At 46.5% G+C, this 22,466-nt stretch carries 16 protein-coding genes and 1 pseudogene; 12 read left to right on the top strand and 5 right to left on the bottom strand.

Annotated features, from left to right (window positions below):
• Positions 1–421: 421 nt before the first annotated feature.
• From PG915_RS19085 to PG915_RS19070, 4 genes are all read left to right on the top strand, one after another.
• Positions 422–2,875 (top strand): glycogen/starch/alpha-glucan phosphorylase, encoded by a 2,454-nt coding sequence (locus PG915_RS19085; RefSeq protein WP_353499985.1) that lies wholly within the window; start codon positions 422–424, stop codon positions 2,873–2,875.
• A 114-nt stretch (positions 2,876–2,989) separates the two neighbouring features.
• A complete protein-coding gene (gene malQ, locus PG915_RS19080; protein WP_353499984.1) occupies positions 2,990–5,164 on the top strand; it encodes a 4-alpha-glucanotransferase in 2,175 nt (724 codons plus the stop codon).
• Between the two features lie 323 nt (positions 5,165–5,487).
• A complete protein-coding gene (glgB, locus tag PG915_RS19075; RefSeq protein WP_353499983.1) occupies positions 5,488–7,671 on the top strand; it encodes a 1,4-alpha-glucan branching protein GlgB in 2,184 nt (727 codons plus the stop codon).
• Between the two features lie 76 nt (positions 7,672–7,747).
• A complete protein-coding gene (locus PG915_RS19070) occupies positions 7,748–8,380 on the top strand; it encodes a TetR/AcrR family transcriptional regulator (protein ID WP_353499982.1) in 633 nt (210 codons plus the stop codon).
• A gap of 184 nt (positions 8,381–8,564) precedes the next feature.
• Here the strand turns inward: PG915_RS19070 and PG915_RS19065 are convergent, their stop codons facing one another.
• The 4 genes from PG915_RS19065 to PG915_RS19050 form a co-directional block, all read right to left on the bottom strand.
• Complete coding sequence (locus PG915_RS19065) at positions 8,565–9,164, bottom strand: fructose PTS transporter subunit IIA (protein ID WP_353499981.1); 600 nt, start codon at positions 9,162–9,164, stop codon at positions 8,565–8,567.
• A 10-nt stretch (positions 9,165–9,174) separates the two neighbouring features.
• On the bottom strand, positions 9,175–10,872 hold the full coding sequence (locus tag PG915_RS19060) for a sugar phosphorylase (RefSeq protein ID WP_353499980.1): 1,698 nt from the start codon (positions 10,870–10,872) through the stop codon (positions 9,175–9,177).
• 9 nt (positions 10,873–10,881) lie between these two features.
• Positions 10,882–13,509 carry an alpha-mannosidase gene (locus tag PG915_RS19055; protein WP_353499979.1) on the bottom strand — a complete coding sequence of 876 codons (2,628 nt, stop codon included), beginning with the start codon at positions 13,507–13,509 and terminating at the stop codon, positions 10,882–10,884.
• A gap of 68 nt (positions 13,510–13,577) precedes the next feature.
• Positions 13,578–14,984, bottom strand: coding sequence for a PTS fructose transporter subunit IIC (locus PG915_RS19050; protein WP_353499978.1), 1,407 nt, complete (start codon positions 14,982–14,984; stop codon positions 13,578–13,580).
• Positions 14,985–15,156: 172 nt separating this feature from the next.
• Between PG915_RS19050 and PG915_RS19045 the strand changes: the two genes are divergently transcribed.
• Entirely contained in the window at positions 15,157–15,804 is a 648-nt protein-coding gene (locus PG915_RS19045; protein ID WP_353499977.1) for a MurR/RpiR family transcriptional regulator, read from the top strand.
• 34 nt (positions 15,805–15,838) lie between these two features.
• Here PG915_RS19045 and PG915_RS19040 read toward each other — a convergent pair whose 3' ends face one another.
• Complete coding sequence (locus PG915_RS19040; protein WP_353499976.1) at positions 15,839–16,444, bottom strand: oligogalacturonate-specific porin KdgM family protein; 606 nt, start codon at positions 16,442–16,444, stop codon at positions 15,839–15,841.
• Positions 16,445–16,712: 268 nt separating this feature from the next.
• On the opposite strand from PG915_RS19040, the pseudogene PG915_RS25115 reads away from it, so the two are divergent.
• From PG915_RS25115 to PG915_RS19010, 7 genes and pseudogenes are all read left to right on the top strand, one after another.
• A pseudogene (locus PG915_RS25115) lies at positions 16,713–16,841 on the top strand (multidrug transporter subunit MdtL); the annotation flags it as partial.
• Between the two features lie 51 nt (positions 16,842–16,892).
• On the top strand, positions 16,893–17,342 hold the full coding sequence (locus PG915_RS19035) for an HAD family hydrolase (RefSeq protein ID WP_420884634.1): 450 nt from the start codon (positions 16,893–16,895) through the stop codon (positions 17,340–17,342).
• A gap of 418 nt (positions 17,343–17,760) precedes the next feature.
• Positions 17,761–18,663, top strand: coding sequence for a hypothetical protein (locus tag PG915_RS19030; protein WP_042500209.1), 903 nt, complete (start codon positions 17,761–17,763; stop codon positions 18,661–18,663).
• Positions 18,664–18,750: 87 nt separating this feature from the next.
• Entirely contained in the window at positions 18,751–19,917 is a 1,167-nt protein-coding gene (locus PG915_RS19025; RefSeq protein WP_353499975.1) for a DUF5692 family protein, read from the top strand.
• Between the two features lie 59 nt (positions 19,918–19,976).
• Positions 19,977–20,837, top strand: a complete 861-nt coding sequence (locus PG915_RS19020; RefSeq protein ID WP_353499974.1) for a hypothetical protein — start codon at positions 19,977–19,979, stop codon at positions 20,835–20,837.
• Between the two features lie 59 nt (positions 20,838–20,896).
• Positions 20,897–21,457 (top strand): chalcone isomerase family protein, encoded by a 561-nt coding sequence (locus PG915_RS19015; RefSeq protein ID WP_353499973.1) that lies wholly within the window; start codon positions 20,897–20,899, stop codon positions 21,455–21,457.
• 57 nt (positions 21,458–21,514) lie between these two features.
• On the top strand, positions 21,515–22,345 hold the full coding sequence (locus PG915_RS19010; RefSeq protein WP_353499972.1) for an alpha/beta fold hydrolase: 831 nt from the start codon (positions 21,515–21,517) through the stop codon (positions 22,343–22,345).
• Positions 22,346–22,466 lie beyond the last annotated feature (121 nt).

The following is a 22,466-nucleotide window of genomic DNA, read 5'->3' as shown; positions in this document are numbered from 1 at the left end:
CGGTTTTGATTATTGTATGGCCAATCCCTCGACTACGCCTCGTATTTGTGATCTTTGTCACTATACCCTTGGTGTGGAAGGGGGGATTGGTCTGCCATGTATACAAAATTTTGGGAAATTTTGATTCTTTTTTGCGAGTAACTGTGATCTTCACAACAATTTTTGTAATTAGTTATCCGCCGGATAGTATTTCTTTCTTAGTTCGTGGCTAGATTAAAAACTGAGCTTGGCGTGATCGCAATCACCAGAAAAAACCGAATCAGAGAGCGGAATGGGAGATCGATCACTAAGTGGAGGGGAGTACGCCCTCTACGCCCTCCTCACTCATCCTCCAGGGAGTCGGACTTAGGAGGATGTTTATGGATACGTCACCATGCACGATATGTGACAGATGGATAAAACTTGAAAGTGAGATTTCGTAATGAAACCTGCGCAACAGAAAAAATTTGATAAAGCTTCTTTCCAAGAAAGTGTTAAAAAACACCTATCAGCAACGTATGCAACGACAGTAGAAACTGCGACAGAACGTCAGTGGTATCTAGCAATGGGTCGTGCGCTTGCTGAGCTAACGACTTTTGACCTGCTTGAAACTGAAGCGGACGAGCGCATCAAGGGCGCGAAAAGTGTTAACTACCTATCTCTAGAATTCCTAATCGGTCGTCTAACAGGTAACAACCTAATCAGCATGGGTCTGTACGAGCAAGTTACAGATGCAATGGCTGAACTAGGTCACAACCTAACTGACCTTCTAGAAGAAGAGCGTGACCCATCACTTGGTAACGGTGGTCTAGGTCGTCTAGCAGCATGTTTCATGGATTCATGTGCAGCTCAAGAATTCCCAACTGTAGGCTACGGTCTTCACTACGAATACGGTCTATTCAAGCAGTCATTCGAAGATGGTCGTCAAAAAGAAGCGCCTGATGCATGGCGTGCTGTTGAAGGCTACCCGTGGGAAGTCGCTCGTCCAGAGCTTGCACAAGAGATTGGTTTCTTTGGTCACGTTGAAGTTGTAAACGTTGATGGCAAAGAAGTACGTCAATGGGTTCCTGGTATGTCTGTAAAAGCAATGCCTTGGGATCTTCCAATTGTTGGTTACGAGTCAGATACAGTTTACCCACTGCGTCTTTGGGAATGTCAGGCAATTGCTCCATTCTCTCTAGAGAGCTTCAACAACGGTGATTACTTCGAAGCACAGCACGCGCTAATCGATGCGGGTAACATCACTAAGGTTCTATACCCGAACGATAACCACGAGAAAGGTAAGACTCTGCGTCTAATGCAGCAGTACTTCCACTCAGCGGCGTCTGTACGTGACATCCTACGTCGTCACGAAGCAGCAGGTTACACGCTAGCGGATCTTCCTAAGCAAGAAACCATTCAGCTTAACGATACGCACCCAACCATTGCTATCCCTGAACTCATGCGCATCCTTCTAGATGAGAAAGGTTTGAGCTGGGATGAGGCGTGGGCGATTTCTTCTAAGACTTTCGCATACACAAACCACACTCTACTTCCAGAAGCACTAGAGACTTGGTCTGAGTCGCTAATCCAGCGTCTACTTCCACGTCACATGGAAATCATCTTTGAAATCAACCACCGCTTCCTACAAGAAGTACGTGCAATGTGGCCTGGTGATGGTGAGAAACAAGCGAAGCTTTCTATCATCCAAGAAGGTTTCCACCGCATGGTTCGTATGGCTAACCTATGTGTTATCGGTTCATACGCAGTGAACGGTGTAGCAGCACTTCACTCTCAGCTAGTGAAAACAGATCTGTTCCCTGAATTCCACGAGATGTACCCAACTCGTCTACATAATGTAACGAACGGTGTGACACCACGTCGTTGGTTGAAGTTCTGTAACCCAGGTCTATCGGCTCTTATCACTGAGAAGATTGGTTCTGAGTGGCCAGCTAAGCTTGAGCAGCTGGAAGGTATCGCGAAATTCGCTGATGACGCTAAGTTCCAGAAAGACTACATGGCTGTTAAGAAGCAGAACAAACAGCGTCTAGCTGACTGGGTTAAAGCGAACATGGGTATCGAGCTAGATACGAATGCTATCTTTGATGTGATGATCAAGCGCCTACACGAGTACAAGCGCCAGCAGCTTGATTTGCTACACGTGTTGTCTCTGTACCACCGTTTATTGAATGACCCAACATTTGATATGACGCCACGCGTTGTATTCTTCGGCTCTAAAGCTGCACCGGGTTACCACCTAGCGAAAGAGATCATCTTTGCGATTAACAAGGTTGCTGAGAAAGTAAACAACGACCCACGCCTAGGCGGTAAGCTGAAAGTGGTATTCATTCCTGACTACCGTGTAAGTATGGCTGAAATGTTGATTCCAGCTGCTGACGTTTCTCAGCAAATCTCTATGGCAGGTAAAGAAGCATCAGGTACAGGTAACATGAAGATGGCGCTTAACGGCGCACTAACTATCGGTACGATGGACGGTGCTAACGTTGAGATCCGTGAAGAAGTCGGTGACGAGAACATCTACATCTTCGGTCTAGAGGTTGATGGTGTGAAACGCACGCAAGCGGCAGGTTACAACCCATACGACTTCTACAACGCTGATCCACTACTGAAGGCATCTCTAGATCTACTGCTAGGTGAAGAGTTTACTCCAGGTCAACCAGGTCTACTACGTGCAACATACGACAGCCTACTAGATGGTGGTGACCCGTACTTATGTCTTGCTGACTTCGCATCTTACGTGAAGGCACATGAAGACATGGACGCGCAATACCGTGACCAAGCGGGTTGGGCGAAGAAAGCGATTCTAAACACGGCGCTAGTTGGCAAGTTCAGCTCAGACCGTTCGATTCGCGATTACGTGAATAACATTTGGAAGCTTGAATCAGTTTCACGCTAACAAATTTAACCAAGGTACCTCAGTTCCTCAAGGGATAGAGGTACCTTGGTTTTTACTTGAATTAATAATAACCCTACCGATTTGAAGGTTAAGAGAAGTCCTTCGGAGAGAGCGATGACAGAACAAACAGCATTAAAACAAGTTGCTGAGATGGCAAGAATAGCCGACAGCTACGTAAGTGCGTGGGGCGATGAAGCCAAAGTTGAGGACGAAACCATTCTTCGTCTGCTTGCGTCTTTAGGCTACGACACGACAAATGATGAATCACTACTAAAATCTGCCGAGAAAAAGCACAAGAAAGAAGTGCTGGATCCAGTACTGGTTGTTAAAGACGGTGATGCAGTAGAAGTAGAACTTCATTTAGGTGTGAGCGCGAGAGAAAGCGATTTCAGCTGGCGTCTAGAGACCGAGCAAGGAGAAGTACTTGAAGGCTATCTTCAATCTCAGATCGTTCGTGATGAACGTGCTGAGGGTGGCCCTTTAGTATTTGCGTTACCAAACAACCTTCCATGGGGTTATCACAAGCTTTACCTAGAGCGTAAGCGCCGCAAAGCGCCTTACGAGATGACACTTATTCGCACACCTCGTGCATGTTACAAGCAAAGCGCATTTGACGAAGGCAAAAAGCTTTGGGGTCCAAGTATCCAGCTTTACACGCTTCGTACTCAGCACAACTGGGGTATCGGTGATTTTGGCGACCTTAAACAGTTGGTTGCTGATATCGCTGCACGCGGTGGTGACTTTGTGGGTCTTAACCCAATTCACTCGCTTTTCCCTGCGAACCCAGAAGGCGCGAGCCCATACAGCCCATCTTCACGTCGCTGGCTAAATATTCTTTATATCGACGTAAGCTCTGTCGCGGAGTTTGCATTGAGCGCAGACGCACAACAAATCGTTGGTGGTTCTGAGTTCCAAGTACGTCTACAAAAAGCGCGTGAGTCACACTGGGTGAACTACACCGAAGTGGCTGAGCTTAAGATGAACGTATTGCCGCTGCTTTTCGATGAGTTCAAATCTCGTCATCTAGACAAACAGTCTGAGCGCGCGAAACTGTTCCTAGACTTCATTGAAGCAGGTGGTGAGAGCCTACTGCATCAAGCCGCATTCGATGCGATCCACGCTGAGCTTCATGCAGAAGACAGCAACATGTGGGGCTGGCCAGTATTCCCAGAGAAGTACCGCCGTTTCGAAAACGCAGCAACACAGAAGTTCATTGCAGATAACCAAGACAAAGTTCAGCTTTACATGTACTTGCAGTGGATCGCTGATGTTCAAATCAATGAAGCTCAAGCACTAGCTGAAGAGAAGGGTATGGCAGTAGGTCTGTACCGTGACCTAGCTGTAGGTGTTGCGGATTCTGGCTCTGAAACTTGGGCAGACAATGGCAACCTAGTGATGGATGCGAGCATCGGTGCGCCACCAGATATCTTGGGTCCTCTGGGTCAAAACTGGGGTCTACCTCCACTAAACCCACAGGTATTGCAAGCCACATCGTACGATGCATATATTCAGTTGCTACGTGCGAACATGAAGCACTGTGGTTCACTTCGCATTGACCACGTTCTTGGTCTTCTGCGCCTTTGGTGGATTCCAAAAGGTGAGAACGCAACGAAAGGTGCTTACATCTACTACCCAGTAGAAGACATGCTAGCAATTCTAGCGCTTGAGTCACACCGTCATCAATGTAGCGTTATTGGTGAAGACTTGGGTACTGTGCCAGATGAAATCGTAGAAATTCTGCGTGACGCTGGCGTGCACTCCTACAAGGTGTTCTTCTTCGAAACAGCAGAAGATGGCGGCTTTATCTCTCCTGAGCACTATGCGGATCAATCAATGTCTGCACTATGTACTCACGATATGCCAACGCTACGTGGCTTCTGGCACTGTGATGACCTGAAGATGGGCCGCGAGATTGGTCTGTATCCAAATGAAGAACAGCTAGCGGGTCTATTTGATGACCGCCTAGTGTGCAAACAAGGCATTATTGATAGCGTCGCATGGCATGGTTATCTACCTGAAGGTGTGGGTCGCGATGCAAGTCTTGTCCCTATGGACGCGCATTTGAGCGAAGCGCTACAGCTTCACGTAGCCGCGGGTTCTTCTGCACTACTCAGTGTTCAGCTAGAAGACTGGCTAGAGATGGATAAGCCAGTAAACATTCCTGGTACGGTTAATGAGTACCCAAACTGGCGTCGTAAACTGTCGATGAATCTTGAAGAAATCTTCGTTCAAGAAGGGGTGAATCGCATCGCTAAACGCCTTACGGAAGTACGCGCGAAAGCCAGCTAATCATAGATTATTGAATCGCTAACAAAGCACGACTCTTTTGGATATTTGTTCTGTCATTTCCAAAGAGTCGTGCTTTTCTTCGTTTTGGCGGCTGGGTTATATCATTCTCAAATTTATATTGTAAATTGTCGGTGAAATAGGCCGATTGCAATGCAAAATTGGGCGCTTGTCACTTCCCGTACAGGATGTTTCCAGTACAATGAAATCTTAAAGATAGCCCGCATATCGCGGGCTTTTTATTTTGTGCCTCCGACGTCTTTGCCATTGGCTGGGACTCAACAATAAAAAGGGGGGGTACAGTGTTAGGTCGAGGGAGATGAACGTTGAACAAAAAAGGGCTTAAAAGACAACAACAGGCGTACGATCGACTCTCGAGTGCATCGTTTGCTGACCCATTCTCATTCCTAGGTCCATACCTACAAGATGAGACTCATGCGCTAAGGGTTTGGATGCCCGGTGCGGACGCCGCTGCGGTTGTTTTAAAAGATGGCACCAGAATGCCAATGGTTCGAGACAAAGCATCTGGATTTATCCTTGAATCGGATCTCGATTTACGATTTACCCACTATCAGTTGGCTGTTGACTGGAATGGTACCGAGCAGATGCTCGATGATCCGTACCAATATCACGGTTTGTATGCGGAATATGAAGAACTGCATACACCAAAAGAGATGTATCACCACATGGGGGCGCAATTTATTACCCAAGAACGTGATGGTGAAAACATCGAAGGTACGCGTTTCTTAGTGTATGCACCGCATGCAACAGCGGTAAGTATAGTCGGCGACTTTAACGCTTGGGATGGTCGTCGTAACCCAATGCAGCGACTTGATTACGGTATTTGGGGACTGTTTGTTCCAAACCTACCAGAAGGCACTCAATACAAGTTTGAGCTCAAAGGACCTGATGGTGAAGGTCTGCCGCACAAAGCGGATCCATGGGGCTTTTATTCTGAACAATACCCATCGTTTTCTTCTGTTACCTATAACCATGACCGCTATGACTGGCAAGATACCAACTGGCAGCAGCGTCCGGTAACAGAAAAACGCAAAGAAGCACTGTCATTCTACGAACTGCACGCAGGCTCTTGGAAACGTAATGACAATGGCGACTTCCTAAATTATCGCGAACTTGCTGATGAACTTATCCCTTACTTAACCGATATGGGCTACACCCATGTTGAATTGATGCCAGTTTCTGAGCACCCGTTCTACGGTTCATGGGGCTATCAGCCAGTAGGTTTGTTTGCACCGACTAGCCGTTTTGGCTCACCCGATGACTTCAAGTACTTTGTTGATCAGTGTCACCAAGCTGGCCTTGGTGTTGTGCTTGACTGGGTTCCGGCGCACTTCCCATCGGACGATCACGGCTTAGCGAACTTTGACGGCACGCCGCTGTTCCACGATCCAGATCCACGTCGCGGTTGGCACCAAGATTGGAACTCTTACATCTACGATCTTGGACGCGAGCACGTTCGTCGCTTCTTGGTATCTAACGCCCTTTACTGGTTTGAGCAATTCCATATCGATGGCATCCGCGTGGATGCGGTGGCTTCTATGCTGTATCTCGATTACTCACGTAGTCATGACCAGTGGATCCCGAATGTCGATGGCGGCCGTGAAAACTACGATGCGATTGCAACTTTGAAATGGATGAACGAAGAAGTGTACAAACACTTCCCGAATGCCATGACGATCGCCGAAGAATCGACGGCCTTCCCAGGTGTTTCTGCGCCAACCTTTGCTGGTGGCTTAGGCTTTGGGTTTAAGTGGAATATGGGTTGGATGCATGACAGCTTGTCCTACATTCAAGAAGATCCAATTAATCGTAAATACCACCACGATACCATCACGTTCCCGCTTGTTTATGCACATAGTGAAAATTATGTTCTGTCGCTATCACACGATGAAGTGGTATACGGCAAACACTCTATCCATAACAAAATGCCGGGTGATGAGTGGCAACAAACAGCGAACCTTCGTGCTTACTTGGGTTACATGTATGCTCAGCCGGGTAAGAAGCTGAACTTCATGGGTGCGGAATTTGGTCAAACGGGTGAGTGGAACCACGATGACCAGCTTCAATGGTTCTTGCTTGATTTTGAACGTCACCAAGGTGTGAAAGCACTGACTAAAGACTTGAACTTATTGTATCGCAGTGAAAAAGCGTTGTTTGATCAAGACTCAGATCCGCAAGGTTTTGAGTGGCGATTACAAGATGCCGCAGAAGCGAGTATTTTGGCGCACGAGCGCATTAGTGAAGATGGCGAACGTGTGCTGGTTGTCAGCAACTTTACACCAGTACCACACGAAGCATTCCGATTGGGTGTGCCGTTAGCGGGTCGTTATGAGCTATTGCTAAATACCGATGACAGCCTCTATGCCGGCAGTGGTTTTGGTGTCGCTCAGGTAGCAGAAACGGAGACTGTTGAGAGTGAAGCGCAACCTCAGTCTCTCTCGCTGCGTCTGCCGCCGCTTTCAACGGTATTCTACAAGTACCAAGGCTAAATGAGTTGAAGCCCCAGCATTTTGCTGGGGCTTTTGTTTATTAAGCTCTTCGATAGAGGTAGATTCGTTAACGAGTATGAAGACCCGAGATAAAATCATTCAAGCCAGCTTGAAGCTATTTAATGAGAAAGGCGAACGCGCCATTACTACTAACCATATTGCTGCCCACCTAGGGATGAGTCCTGGCAATCTCTATTACTACTTTCGCAATAAAGAAGACATTATCAAGTCGATATTTTCCGACTATATCGCTTACGTCCGTGAGTCCTTTGTTCCGGTATCCAGTGACACTCCAGCGGAGGTGTACCTGCAGCGCTATTGCGAAGAAGTGTTTGGCAGTATCTGGCGTTTTCGTTTTTTCCACGCCAGCATGCCCGAAATCGTGATGCGCGATAAAGCCCTGCATCAAGCCTATTTGCAAGCGCATGATGTATTGGTTGCCAGAGCTCACGAGTCGGTGCTCAATCTGCGCCGCGACGAATTTATTGTCATCGACGACGATCAAATCGATGAGCTAATTGAATTGATGCGCGTAGTTGGTGGCTTTTGGGTGAGTTACTTAATGGCAAACTCAGTGGGCAAGTCGATAACCAAAGCTGATGTGAATCGCGGCGTGGGTAAGTTTATCGTTTTATTGTGGCCTTATAGTACCGATAAGGGTAAAGAAGTGCTGACTAAGTTGAAATTGAAGTATAAGACGGTGGCGTAGTAGTACCGACGCACCCAACTTGAGAGTCGCAGCGATATTTCTAGCACCACCGTCGTTAGTTGTACTTCCACCTAGGCTCCCTCGCCAACATCGGCGAGGGGAAGGTGTTTGTATTAATCCTGCGGATATACTTGAGCAAAGCCTTTCTCAATGCACCCACAAACCTGCTTGGCAGTGCACCAATCTAAAGCAGTAAGAACAAAAATGCTGAGATGATGACACCAATGCCGAGCACTGCCGGGTAAGCAATATGGCTGATGTCTTTTGCGACGTTGTCTTGTTGCGCTGATTCAGTTTCTGATTTATCAACTTGGGGCTCGCTAGCAGCATCACCTTTTTCAAATAACGCCATGATCTCTTCAGTATTTCGCGCAGCGAGTAACTGGTCACGGAAATCGTCATCAACCAGCGATGACGTCAACGTAGTCAGAACCTCCATGTGTGTCGAACCTGCCTCTTCTGGCGGTATCGCTAACAAGAAAATCATGTTGACTGGCTCATCGCCATCTAGGCCTTTCCACATCAGCTCATCTTTCACAAATGCACATGCGAAGACAGGCTCTTTCACTGCCTCTGATTTACCATGAGGCACGGCTAAGTATTCGCCAAGGGCAGTCGGTCCCTCTTCTTCGCGCTTTAATACTGCCTCAAGAAATTGTGCTTTGTTAGTAAGTTTGCCTGTTTGTTCAAGCTTGTCCGTCAGTGCATTGATGGCGTCGAAGCGATCTCCAAACACAGCATCAAGCATGATCAGCTCAGGAGTTGTAAGTTGGGCAAGTTTCATGATGTGCTCCTTATTTTTGCTGTGTCAGCCAAACAAATTGGTATGGTGCCAACTCAAATTCTGTTGGCATAAACTGTTCACTAATGAGGTCAAAGCCGGAATCCGCTAACACTACAGCTTGAGCTTGTGATGTCAGGTTAACCGCAAATCGAATGGCTTCTTCACCATCGCCACGCTGCAATGCAAAGATACCATCACCCAAATTCAGGACTTGTTGAGAAGCCTGTGGTGAGAACGCGACGTACTGCTGACGAAGGCTCAATAAGCGCGTCATTGGGTTGAATACTTTTGAACGCAGTGAGTCTTCGTCTGCCAGCTCACTTTCTAGCTTCGCTAAATCCAATTTTTCACGGTTGATGCGTCGGTTAATCCCTGAATCGAGCATACCTTGTACGTCATTTTCGCTACCCAACAAGCTGTGGTAATAAATCGCTGGAACACCTATGAATGACAGCAAGATAGATTGAGCTGCGATGAATTTCTTCGCTTTGTCGTCAATGCTATCGGTCGGCTCTGTAATCGCGCTGAGGTAGTTAATATTCAGCTCATAAGGTGATTGGGTACCATCACCGTTATTTTTGTAGTTCACTCGACCGCTTTTGCGTTCGACTTGCGCGCACATCATTTGGCGGTCTTCGTCCGTCAGGATGCCTTCTGTTGGACGAACCCCGATCCCATCGTGACTGGCAAGGAAGTTAAAGTAGGTAGTTTTATCACCTTGAGCGAGTTGCGCCATTGCTTCATTTGTCAGCGAAGTCGCCCATTGCGTCAATGTCTCGCTATTTTCGCTCATCAAGGCGTGCAGCGTTAATGGCGGTAGTGGGAACTGATAAACCATATACGCTTCATCGCCGCTCCCAAAGTAAGATACGTTCTCTTTGTGCGGCACATTGGTCTCAGTGATCAACAGCGTCCCTGGCATCACTTCATCCAAAATGATTCGCCACAGCTTGATGATTTCATGTGCTTCTTCTAAGTGGATACATGTAGTTCCGAGCTTTTTCCAGATAAAACCAATCGCATCAAGGCGAATCGAACGTCCACCATTTGCCGCGTACATCAACAAGATATCGATGCTTTCCAAAAGCACTTTCGGACTGTGAAAGTTAATGTCGATTTGATCGTCCGAGAAAGTCGTCCATACATGTACAGCCTCACCCGATGCCTTGCTAAACCGAGTGTGGAGCGGCAACGCACGGGGGCGCGTTACACTTGAATAGTCAAGGCTCGGATCCGACTCTACAAAGTAGTCTTGATATTTCGCATCACCTGCTAGGTAACCTTGGAACCAATCACTGCTCTTCGAGATATGGTTGATGACACAGTCGTACATCAGGTCAAAGTTCTCAGATAGTGCATTCAATTGCTCCCAATTACCGAGATTAGAATCCACTTGACGGTAGTCGACCACACTAAAACCATCATCCGAGGTATAAGGAAACATTGGCAAAATATGAATGTTGCTCAATGCCGCCTTCAAGTGGCGATCAGCGAATGTCTTCATCGTCGTTAGCGTCGGTTCTCCTTGATTAGAAAAACTGTCGCCATAAGTGATCAAGTAAGAGGTACGTTGATCAACCCAATTCTGATATTGCGGTGCTTTGTCTTGCCACTTTTTCATTAGAGCAAGAATATCATCGGTAATTTCTGTCGCGTCGGCGTTGCCATATAGCTTGGCAACTTTGTTATAAATCGCATTAGCAATCATGACTCTCTCCTACTTCTCTTTGTGACCAAGCGTTAAACGCACATCTAAGCTGTTGTTAGGGCGCACAATGTAAGCGCCATCGAGTGGCTGCTCGCGATAGTTCACCAATTCAACGTCAGCAAAGTGCTTTAGCGAATCAAGGTCAAGCTCGATTGGGCTCCCAGTTGGGTTGAACACGCGTAGAATGATCGCATTATCGCGGTAGAAGGCGTGTCCTAAGCTAGATAGTTCCAGCGCTTGCGGTAATGAGAACAGACTGAATGAAGATGAATGCTGTCTCGGCTCAAAGCGAACTTGGAAGCGTTCAAGACGATTTTCAAAGCTGTTCAGCGATTGTTTTTGGTACCCAAAAGGTTGGTCTAAATACCGGCGCTCTAACTGACGAATGGTCTTGTGCTGTGCGTTATCACACAGAGCCAGAGCAAAGCTAAAGCTCATCGCTTTTTGCAGTTGAGCATCGGGTGTATATACCACTGTGTTGTTGATGCCAGATGCACGCCCTGGACGCCATAACAAGTCATCCTTACCAAGTCGTCCGGTCGACTTAAACAAAGTCAGTGCGATCTTATCGCTCTCTGAGCCTTTCAATATCTGAAACTCTTTAAGGCCACGACCCGTTAAAATCAGAGATCGCTCCGATTCCGCAATCGCGACAGAACCATCTGTGGTTTCAATATCGACAGGACACTCTCGGTACTTTTCGCGCCATTGCGCTAGGTCAGGAGCAACAGGACGCTCCATCAGTGCGAAAGGTTGAGTACTAATTGAAGTATCAGTCTGAAGATCTGAGTTAATCAAAACGCGAACACGGTGGTCGCAAGTGTTGTTCAAGGTGTTGATATCAAACAGAAGCTGGGACTCACCACTAACCAGACTCATCGTGATGTCGAATACCGCTTGTCTATTTTGCTGACCACTTTGGCGTGCCGTCAGATCTTGTGGCACCACTAATGTTGCTCGAACAGATAAGCTTTGTTGCGTTTCACCAACGGTACATGACAACCACTCAAGCGAAGTGCTGTAGTTTGGTGTATCACCTTCCAGTGGTGAGAAGTCGTAGGAGTCGCCATCGTCGGCTTGCTCTTCAAACGTCAGCAATTGTTCGATAACGCGACCATTGAGTTTGTCTTCTAAGTGCAGTTGACCTTGCTCTAGAGAAACTCGTAACGCTTGGTTTTCAATTACCGTCTGCTCGCTGTTCACTTGCTCCATATTAGCTTGCTTACACGCTTGAACTTCAAATACGCGATAACCCATTGCAGGTAATTCTGAAACAAGCACATTCAGCTCAAATCGGTAGTATGGTGGTACGTCGACCTCTTTCTCGCCGTCTTTCGTTACTTCAATGATCTTACCGCCACTTAACGTTTCTTTATTAAGAACTTCAATAGGCAGGGGTAGACCCGATTCCAGAACCGCAATATTCTCACTCGCACTAAATACAACCGCCTTAACCATCCCGTTATAAGGTGTCATTTGACCGTTGAATAGCATCAACTCATCGTCGTTACATGCGCTGGCAATCTCTTTAATAACAAGGTTGTAAAGGCCGTGACAAATCTCTTCCGCTTGTTTGAGGCGATGCATGATATCGGCGTTTGTGGCATCGCTATTACATCCACCCATGCTGTCATGGGCATGACACTCAAGGATTTTTTTCCAAGCAATATCGATTAACTCAGTGTGTACAGTAATACCTTGCGCCTTAGCGATAGCAACCACTACTTCAAGTTTCTTCAATAAGAACTGTTCTATTTCAAAGTTGAGTTTTTTGATGTCATAACGCACTGAACCAATGGTTTTATGAATGCGTGTGTAACGTGGCAATTTGAACTCACCTTGGTATGTCTCAAACGTGTGACCATTCTCACGTAATACATCAACAAATGCTTCCATTGACGAAATCACGTAGACATCTTTACCTGATCGCTCAGTCGCGGCTTGTAAGGTTTTCGGTAACTCAGGGTCGATATTAACTTGGTCACCACCCGATGGAATCAACACTTCATCTAAACCTGAGAGTGATTTGATCTTCTCTACCATCGGGAAGATTTTCTTATCTAGATGATCAGGTGTTGCGTTGATATTCTTTGCTGCGCCATAACCGTGAACTAGGTTGTAAGCGTAGATCTCATCTCCCCCCATAGAACGCCAGAAGAAGTGTGATTTTTCAACTTGCTGGTCATAATCAATGCCGCGCCAGAAGATAATGTTATCTATACCCATGCCTTTAAAAATGGTTGGCATTTGCGCGTTATGACCGAAGGTATCTGGTAAATACCCCACCTTCATACAGTGGCCAAGCCCCTCAGCGATATGCATACCGTATTTCAAGTTACGGATGATCGACTCTACGGCGACGTTGTAGGTATCTGTTTGTGTGTACCAAGGTCCAATAAATAGTTTTTTCCCTGAAACCAATTTAGCCATGCGCTCCTGCATGTAAGGTAGGACTTTAAGATAGTCTTCCACAATAGAGGACTGGCCATCTAAGTGGTAACAGGTGTAAGTCTCGGTGTTTTCGAGCGTTTCAATCACTTTTGTAAAATTGTAAGTCGCGAGTACATCACTATCCTGTTGGGTGAAATACCACTCACGGTCCCAGTGAGTGTGAGGAATTACGTGTACTTTAGCCATTGGCGTTGTCTCTAAATCTTGGTCTGAATTTTATTGGAGGAAGACGCATCTTCCTCCGTTGAAAATGGTTAAGCTTGAGTAGGCTCAGGTTTAGTGCAAAGCAGTAGAGCAACAGCAATAAACATCGAACCTGCAAGAACGGAAATGGTATAGCTCACAGGGTCGGACGATAGGAACCATCCCCATACAGCTGGTAATGGCAAGCTTTGGAATACGTTAAGCAATACACCTAGTTGCGTTCCGATAATCGAACCCAAGATCATGATAGGAATCATCTTCGGATTCTTAAGGATGAATGGAATTGCCCCCTCTGAAATGCCAATTAAGCCCAGCATTAAAGAGGTTTTACCGACAGTCTGCTCTTCAGAAGAGAACACGCGTGGGCGGAATTTGCCATCGAGCAAAGCTGCCAGGCCAACACCGATAGGCGGGATAACGATGCCTAATTCACGAGCGAGCAAGTCAAACCCTTCACCCATGCCATTAAGACCCAGTGCCACTGAACCTGCAGCTTTATTAATAGGCCCACCTAAGTCAAATGCAGTACCAGCAGCAATTACCATCGAGTAAATACCACGACCAGCATCACCCGCTTCGGTAAACAGGTTGATCATTGCTATGTTCAAAGCGCCAAAGAATGGATTAATTAGATACTCCATCGTTAGCACCATCACCACTCCAGTAATCGCGGGTACGACAAGCATGGTTTTCAATGTCGTGAAATCTGGTTTCACCTTAATAGTATCGTTTAAAAAACGGACAAGGTAACCGACAAGAAAACCTATCGCGATGGCTCCGAAGAAACCAGAAGGCGCCCAACCCTCTAGGTCGAAAAAGCGTTTGTATACTTCATCGCTCATTACACCGCCAATAAAGGCCGGAATCAAAGCGGGTTTACCAGCGATAGAATAGGCAAGGTATGCTGCAAAGATTGGGTACATGAACTTTATGGTCATGAAGCCCAACTTATCTAGGGTTTGAATCGGTGTGTCAGAGATATCAATGAACTCACCTGTGATCTTCGCTACCGCCATTAAAAGGCCGCCTAAAACCACCACTGGGAGCATGTAACTGATGCCCGTCATGATATGGCCGATCGCAACTTGATACGCCGAGCGTTTTTCTTCGAGTGGTAATTCACTCAATGTCGCCGACTTTTCTTTGCCACGTTGAAAAACCGATGGCAACAAAGCATCTACATGTTTGATTAGCTCTTGAGTTCTTACTTTTAAAGGATTGGCATTGTCAAAACGTTCCATGTCCATGATCGGTACGTCAACGGCTAGCACGACGCCGTCAGCGGTTGCGATATCATGAGCAGTTAGACGGTTTTTCACACCATCGCTGCCTTGGGTTTCTACTTTGACTTCGTAGCCATGCTTGTCAGCCCAGCTTTTGATTTTTTTAGCTGCCATAAAGGTATGTGCAATGCCTGTAGGGCAGGCAGTTACTGCAACCAGCTTCTTTTTACTCATGGGTATCTACCTTGTTATTTCTTACTGTGGACAGTATATGAGCCTCGATTCGGATCAGATATTGTTTCCTCATACAACTCACGTATCACGATACATCTGTGATCCGACGCAAAGACAACGCGGCCATTTTCAAGCGTAATACCGACAGTTTCCTCAATAATAGTCAAAAGCGATGAATACTTTTCGAGGCATAGAGCGCGTTATTTACGAGTATCTGATTGGGCACGCCAGTCAGTTACATGAGATCTCGGCAAAGACCATAGCCAACAAGGCACTTACTACGACAACTTCGGTCAATCGAGTTTGTAAAAAAATGGGATATGCCAGCTACACAGAATTGCGATATAAGTTGGCAAATGAGTTAAAAGAACAGGCACAGAACCTAGAGGGTGAAAAGTGCGAGCAAAGTGTCATTTCACAAGTGGCAAAGACACTGAGTGGCTCTCCCGTAGTGTATCTATACTCTCGCGGCGCATCGATTGTGAGTGTGAACTATTTGTCGCGCTTCCTCTCTCTGGCTAATGTTCCTCACTTGGTGATCACTGATATTCACCAGTTAACGAGAGCTGAACTCGGGACGGTGTTGTTAATCAGTAAATCCGGGGAAACACAAGCCGTCGTAGAAATGGCGCACAACGCCAAAAGAAAAGGTTTGAAGGTGATGGGGATAAGTCGGAAAGGTTCTACTTTAGCGCAATCTAGCCACCTGAATGTCCCATTGGAAGAGCAAGTGGATGGTATATCTCTCTATAGTCGAGAGTCGCAAATCCATATCCTTAATATTGTTGATAAAATCGGCAAAGTGCTGCTCGGTTTTTAATTCACCTCTGCTCTTTTTCTGATTTCTTTCGTTACTACAGGTTCATCACAAAACCTAAGCGCACTGCGTAATCGTTCTCACGGTTACCTTGTTCATCCACATAGGTTTCATCTACAGAAACAAGCTCTATGTATGGCATCCAAGTTTCATTCAACTTGTAGTTAACCATGATCGTGTGCTCCCAGTAATCATCTCGACCAGTGCCTTGATCCACGCCATCTTGATAACGGTAACGAGGGTTGTACATCAGACCTACATCTCCAAAGTTTTTCGAGATCCAAAGATCAAACTGGTTAGAGGCTCCACGAGTGGTGCCAGAACCATCAAGGTAGTTTTTGCCATTCGCATCGTTTGACCAGTTGTAGCGGTAACTACCCGTTAGAGACACGCCATTGTCAAATGTGGTACCAAGCTTTAAGTAAGGTCGGTATTCCGTCCAGTTCGGAGCCGTTACCATCACCAAACCCGGCGCCCAATACCAATCTTCACCAAGATCAAACTTATAAGTTGCTTCAAATTCCTGAGCCGCTGCCTTCAAGCCATTCTTATCTGGATCATCAGAGTCATTGCCAGCAAAGTAACCATCATTGTGGATTTGCGCGGCTTCGGCACTAAACAAGTACAACGTATGGTGATACATTCATTGTATTACCGTTCGAGTTGAATATTGGTCACATATAAAAATTGCGCACACTATGTTCTATTACAGAAATAGAGCATCATCTTTATTAGTTTTTATCGATTCCGAATTTAACTCAAATTATACAAGGTTTTGCATAAATATCAGGAATGCCAAATCGCATGAGGGAGATGCTATGTCGTCAGCGGACATTACTGTTGTCCTATTTCTCACTCGCTGGTGGTCTGTCGAGTCATTAGTATTCTGAGAACCAATTTATGAGGTTCTCATGTCCAGATTTATCGTTTGCAGTTTTTTCCTAGTCTTGCTTTATCCAACAGCCATCGATCTCTACTTGGTCGGTTTGCCAAAATACCTACGTGATGAAGAGGCTTACCATGAAGCCAATCATGGAGCAAAAAATTGGCAGGAGTTGTATGTCGATTACTATGGGCTGACTCACGACGAAATGATCTTAGCCGGCAGTATGTGGGCAGAGCATCAGGAAAAAAACGAAACAGAAGTGACTCTGTTTAAAGGTATTAAAAATATCGTCGAAGCGTTTTCAGCGCTGCCGCATGGTATTTGCTCTCAGAACTCACAGAACAATATTCGTCGCATGCTGATTAATAATGGTATTGATGCACCATTTAAGGCGATTGTCGGATACGACGATGTATCAAATGACAAACAAAAGCCTCATCAATTTGGCGGTATTAAATGCATCGAGTCAATCTTGGATCACTTGGATAACCCATTTGTTTGTATATTGGTGACCATGAGGCGGATACAAAGTTTGCTCGCAACATACAAGAAGCTATTGGTGATGGCGCTAGGGTTATTTCTGTGGCAGCGGCATACAGCCGCAGTGGACCAAAACTATGGGATACCAAGCCTGACCATGTTGCTTACTCAGTAGAAGATTTGCAGGATATCATTAGCCAATACACATAGTTTAATCAATGAAGATTATGGTTGCTCAGCAGTATGTAGAGCAGCTGCAATAGAAATTGGACTTTGATTTTTAAAGCGAGCTTAGTGCTCGTTTTTTGGATCTTATGCTCCCAAAGTACCCACCTCGCACATTCTGTGATCGCCCTCATAGGATTCTAAAAACCATACCTAAAATGTGTGATTAGTTTAAAAAATCGCCACCAATCTTATCTTCCAATTTTGAAAACGTGAAAAGGATCCCAACACGTTGAGTAAAATAAAATTAGAGTAATTACTCAAACATAGAGTATTTGCTCTATTATAAGATTTTGAAAAATAAAAAGAACATTTCATGTGTGTTAGCTGAATTTTGATTAAAACCAATAATTTAACGTGGAGGTATCATGGACATACCAACCTGGCAATACGTGGCATCTATGTCTTCTTACATAGTGTTTTTGTTACTACTCATCGAGGGCATGCGCCGGACTCCCCGGTTGACCGCCTTTATTTGGATCGCAACTTTATTTACCGCGCCGTTGTGGGCTGATCAGTTGGATGGCTGGTTCCGCTGGGCGAAAACCGTGAGCGTACTGATTCCGACAGCTTTGGTCGTCGGTCTTGCTCGACTAGCTTGGTACTACCGAGAAAACCCGAACGCGATATTGCGTTTCTTCCGCGGCGACTGGGTACTGAAAGTGTTGTACGGTGTGTTATTTCTGAACATTGCCGAAGCGACACTCAAAGATCTAGTTACGGGCAACTACTTCAACTTCATTTGTGGCGTGATCTTATGTATCACCATTCCGTTCCCGCGCTACAAGAACGGCGTGCGTCAGTACTGGCTTATTTCTAAAGACAAGCCGAATGACTTGCTGTTCTATTCCACGGCGGCTTGGAACTTCCTATACACCACATGGAACCTAGCGTTTGTGTATGGCGAAAACACCGGCTTCTTCGCGAGTTCGTTCTGTATTTTGATTGCTGCCGAGCTCTACCCGGTCATCAAAAAACGTCCAGAGCTCTACATCATTGCACGTGTTTACACGCTAGCGTTCCACATTTTCGTGCGTGCTATCCACGATGTGTTCACCCCGGTCATGGACTCCAGCGCATGGCGTAACGAGAGCGTGCTCTATTGGTGGGGCGCTATCAACCTTGCGATGCACATTCCATTTGTCATCTGGTACTTCAAAAAGCAGCGCGAGCAGAAAGAACCACCGTATGGCGACAACCAGCCTCCGCTGAAAACGGACTGCGTCAATGAGTATGACGAAGCACCCGACAAAGTAGCGCTAGCCAAATAGGCAAATAGCTTAAAGGCTCTCCCCCGGTGGCCTAGTTGATGACGACGTCATTAGGCCACCACTTCAAAACCTGACACAGGTGATGGTATGAAAAGATTAACAGCACAGATTTTGGCGTTGTTGGTAACACTGTGCGCGGCGTTTATGTCTCCGCTTGCAGCTGCCGATCAAGGCTATAACGAACAACAACTTATTGGTGAAACTTGGCAAGGGACGTTTGATGGCGACCCTGGCGAGGGCAGTCTGTTTTATCGCCTTGATTTCCTGGCGGACGGTAAAGTCAAAGTGCTTAGACAGTCTGGTGGTTTTAACAAGACTGAAGTTCAAAACTGGTACATCGAAGAGGGTCAAGTTGTGATCCGTAGCAATGCTGGCGATGATATCACTGACTTTGATAACGCGACTTTCGCGTATACCGATCGCGATCAGATGCGCTTTACCAAGGATGGTAGCCATTGCAACTTCCATAAACTGTATCAAACCCGTGCTTATCTGCATGTGCTGTTTGTATTGGTCGGCTTGATTGCACTCAATGAGCTTTGCCGTCATGTGAAATGGGCGAACTACCTACTTTGGTTCGTACTGCCGATTGCACTTATTCCCCTATTCAGTAGCTACGGCGTTACCTACTGGTTTAAGTGGGTCAAGCTTTACTCGGTAGTCGGTGCCGCCGCGCTGTTTACCCTTATCCGATTTACCCCTATTGGCGATAAAAAGTGGGCACGTTTTGGCGCTGCTGCGTTCTTGGCGCTGAATATTTCAGAGGCGGTGCTGCAAGATTTCACTATGGGCAACATGGCCAACATTCTTAATGCGACCGGTGGCTTGCTCTCTATCATCACTCTGGCGGGCTGGGCACAGATCCACGCTGACAAATCAAAACAAAAAGACATGGTGTGGCCTGCAATGACCACGTTTTGGATCATCGCTTACGACATCTGGAACATCGTGTTTGTTTACCTCAACTTCCCTGGCAGTGCTACAGCGCAGGCCATGGTTCTGGTGGCGGCAACTCTGCCATCACTGTTTATCAAGAAAGGTACTTGGCTGCAGGCGCGCGCCTTCACGCTGGCGGGTTCCTTTATGTATTACTTCAGTTGTCCATTTATGTACGAAAGCAACGTGGTGGTGCTGCCGCGCAACGATGAGCTCATGTTATTAGCGGGATTGGCGAGCTTTGTGGCAAACGGCATCTATGCCTGGTTGTTCTTTAGAAAAACGCGCGAACAGCGCATGGCGTCAGTTCTCTCTTAATACTAATAAATTTGTAATAAAAACAGTTATATGTCTCATTATTGTAGTGGAGCCAAATTATGAAATCTTACCTAATTCCAATGACCTCAATCGCCCTTGTTTGTTCTGGTGCTGCTCTTGCTAACGAGGAAGCTGAGCAACAAATTGACATGTCGAGCCCAACTGAAGCCTATACCGCGTTAGGCGTAGGCTACGGTAACGAAGGGATGAACCTAAAAGCGATGTACATGCTGTCTGAGCCCGACTCAGACCGTAAATCCGGTTTCATCCTAGAGTTCAACGATGTGTTTGATGAAAAGGGCGGCGATCCAAAATTCTCAGGCACTAAAGTCATGGGTGGGATGGTCGTGCCTCAAATGAACGATAAGACCACCAACCGCAACTATCGTTTCCGCTATGGCTCGGTGAATACCACTAACGGCCTTGGACATATGGTGGATGCGGTGGTTAAAGACCATCCTTTTTACGGTCAGACCGCAGTAATTCAAGCTGGCGCAGTCGCGACGCTACCGATTGGTGATAATGCGTTTATCTGGCCGGTATTGATGGCGGGTGGCGTCATTATGGAGGACAACACCAGTAAACTCGCAAGCTATGACCCCGCAATGGCCGCCGCCAACAATCTTAGCAGTAGCGGTATTGATTGGGCGTCGACTATCTATTCGGTTAAGGTCTATGGCCGTTACAAGTTCAATGACTCTTGGTGGGTGTTGGGTGCTTGGACTTACACCGATGAGTTTGGCGGAAAGAGCTGGGATAAACCTGTCGCTGAGGGCGGTTTAGAGCTGAGCCCTCAGCAAATCGAGTTGACGCTCGGTTACCAGATCACCAACCGTCAAAACCTACGTCTTAACTACCATAACTTCTCTGACAGTGATGCTCCGGACAAAGTATGGCTTGAATACAACTACGCCTTCTAACGTTTGAGCATTCATTGACAATACATGACCCCTAAATTTAGGGGTCATAAGGAGAAACCATGAAATTACCGTTACTAATGACTTTACTCGCTGCTGTCTCTGTTACTGCACAAGCAAAAACGATCAGTGGGATCGACGTGCCCGATACCTTGACCACACAGCAGCAAGAACTCACCTTGAATGGTGCCGGTGTGCGCAGCAAGTTCTTTATGGACTTGTATGTTGGCTCCCTGTTTACCGCTTTGCCTGCAACCGAGGCCGCGCCTCTGATTGGTGGTGAACAGGCATCCGCTATTCGTCTTAACATTACTTCTAGCATGATCACCAAAGAAAAACTGGCCGATGCGCTCAACGAAGGTTTTGATAATGCGACGGGCGGCAACACGGCGCCAATTGATGCCAGTATTGCTAAGTTTGTTGAGTTGACCTTTGCTGATGAAGTGACAGAGGGTGATCAGTTCACCTTGATGAGCGTGCCCGGTGAAGGCATTTATAGTTATAAAAATGGTGAGCTGCGCGTATTGGTCGAAGATGATGCGTTTCGCCAAGCTCTGCTCGCGGTCTGGTTAGGTGATAAACCGACGGATAAATCGCTGAAGAAAGCCATGCTGTCTCATTAAATCACTGTACTTTAGACGGAATCAATAACTGACCCTAACCTAAGGTGGGAGGTAAAAATGGAACAACGACAGGTTATTGAAGACATTGATGTTCATATTGAAGGCGACGGTGAGCACACCATAGTGATGATTCATGGCTGGCCGGATACCTATCGTTTGTGGGATAGCCAAGTTGAGCAGCTTAAGTCGCGCTATCGCTGTGTTAGATTTTCGCTGCCGGGTTATGAGCTTGGGCAGCCACGCCAATATCATGACTTAGACTCTATGTTGACTCTGTTCGATACCATCATAGAGTCCATTTCAAAGGGCAAGCCGGTGACCTTGTTGCTTCATGACTGGGGCTGCGTGTTTGGCTACCAATATGCGATGCGCCATCCTGAAAAGGTGAATCGTATTGTTGGCGTGGATATCGGTGATGCGAGCTCAAAAGACTTAGTGCTGCCTGCGAAAGCTAAAGCAATTTTACTGGGCTACCAGCTATGGTTGATGCTGGCATGGAATCTAGGAGGAAAAGTTGGCGATTGGATGACGCGAAAAATGGCGACAATTTTCGGCGCGCCGGGCGAAATCTCTCGTATCCATTCTGGTATGAATTATCCCTATCATTGGCGCTGGAGTAGTGTGTTCATGAAGCGCGAACTGGGAACGAAGCCGCTTGATATTCAGGTACCTTTCTTGTTTATCTACGGAAAAGACAAAGTAGGTATGTTTCACTCAAGTCCATGGCAGAGAAAAATGGCTGACATTGAAGGCAACAAAGTGGTGGGATTGTCCACTCATCACTGGGTGATGGCCGAACAGCCTGAGGAGTTCAACCGCATCGTTGGGCAATGGCTTGTCGAAGCGGATGCTTTATTGGCGCCATTAGATTTGCAAAATACAGCCTAGAGAACGAAGTTAACATTCTATTTAAAAAACTAAACCCCCTGTCTTTAACGCCGCTGCTCCTGAGTTTCGCGGCGTTTTTATTTGAGTCTTGTTTCAGAAGGGGGGTATTGCCTGTGGAGAT

The sequence above is a fragment of the Vibrio sp. CB1-14 genome (assembly GCF_040412085.2).
In the GTDB taxonomy this organism is placed as follows: Bacteria; Pseudomonadota; Gammaproteobacteria; order Enterobacterales; family Vibrionaceae; genus Vibrio; species Vibrio chaetopteri.
The sequence above is the reverse complement of the archived record's forward strand: the minus strand, read 5'-3'. Positions and strand labels throughout refer to the sequence as shown.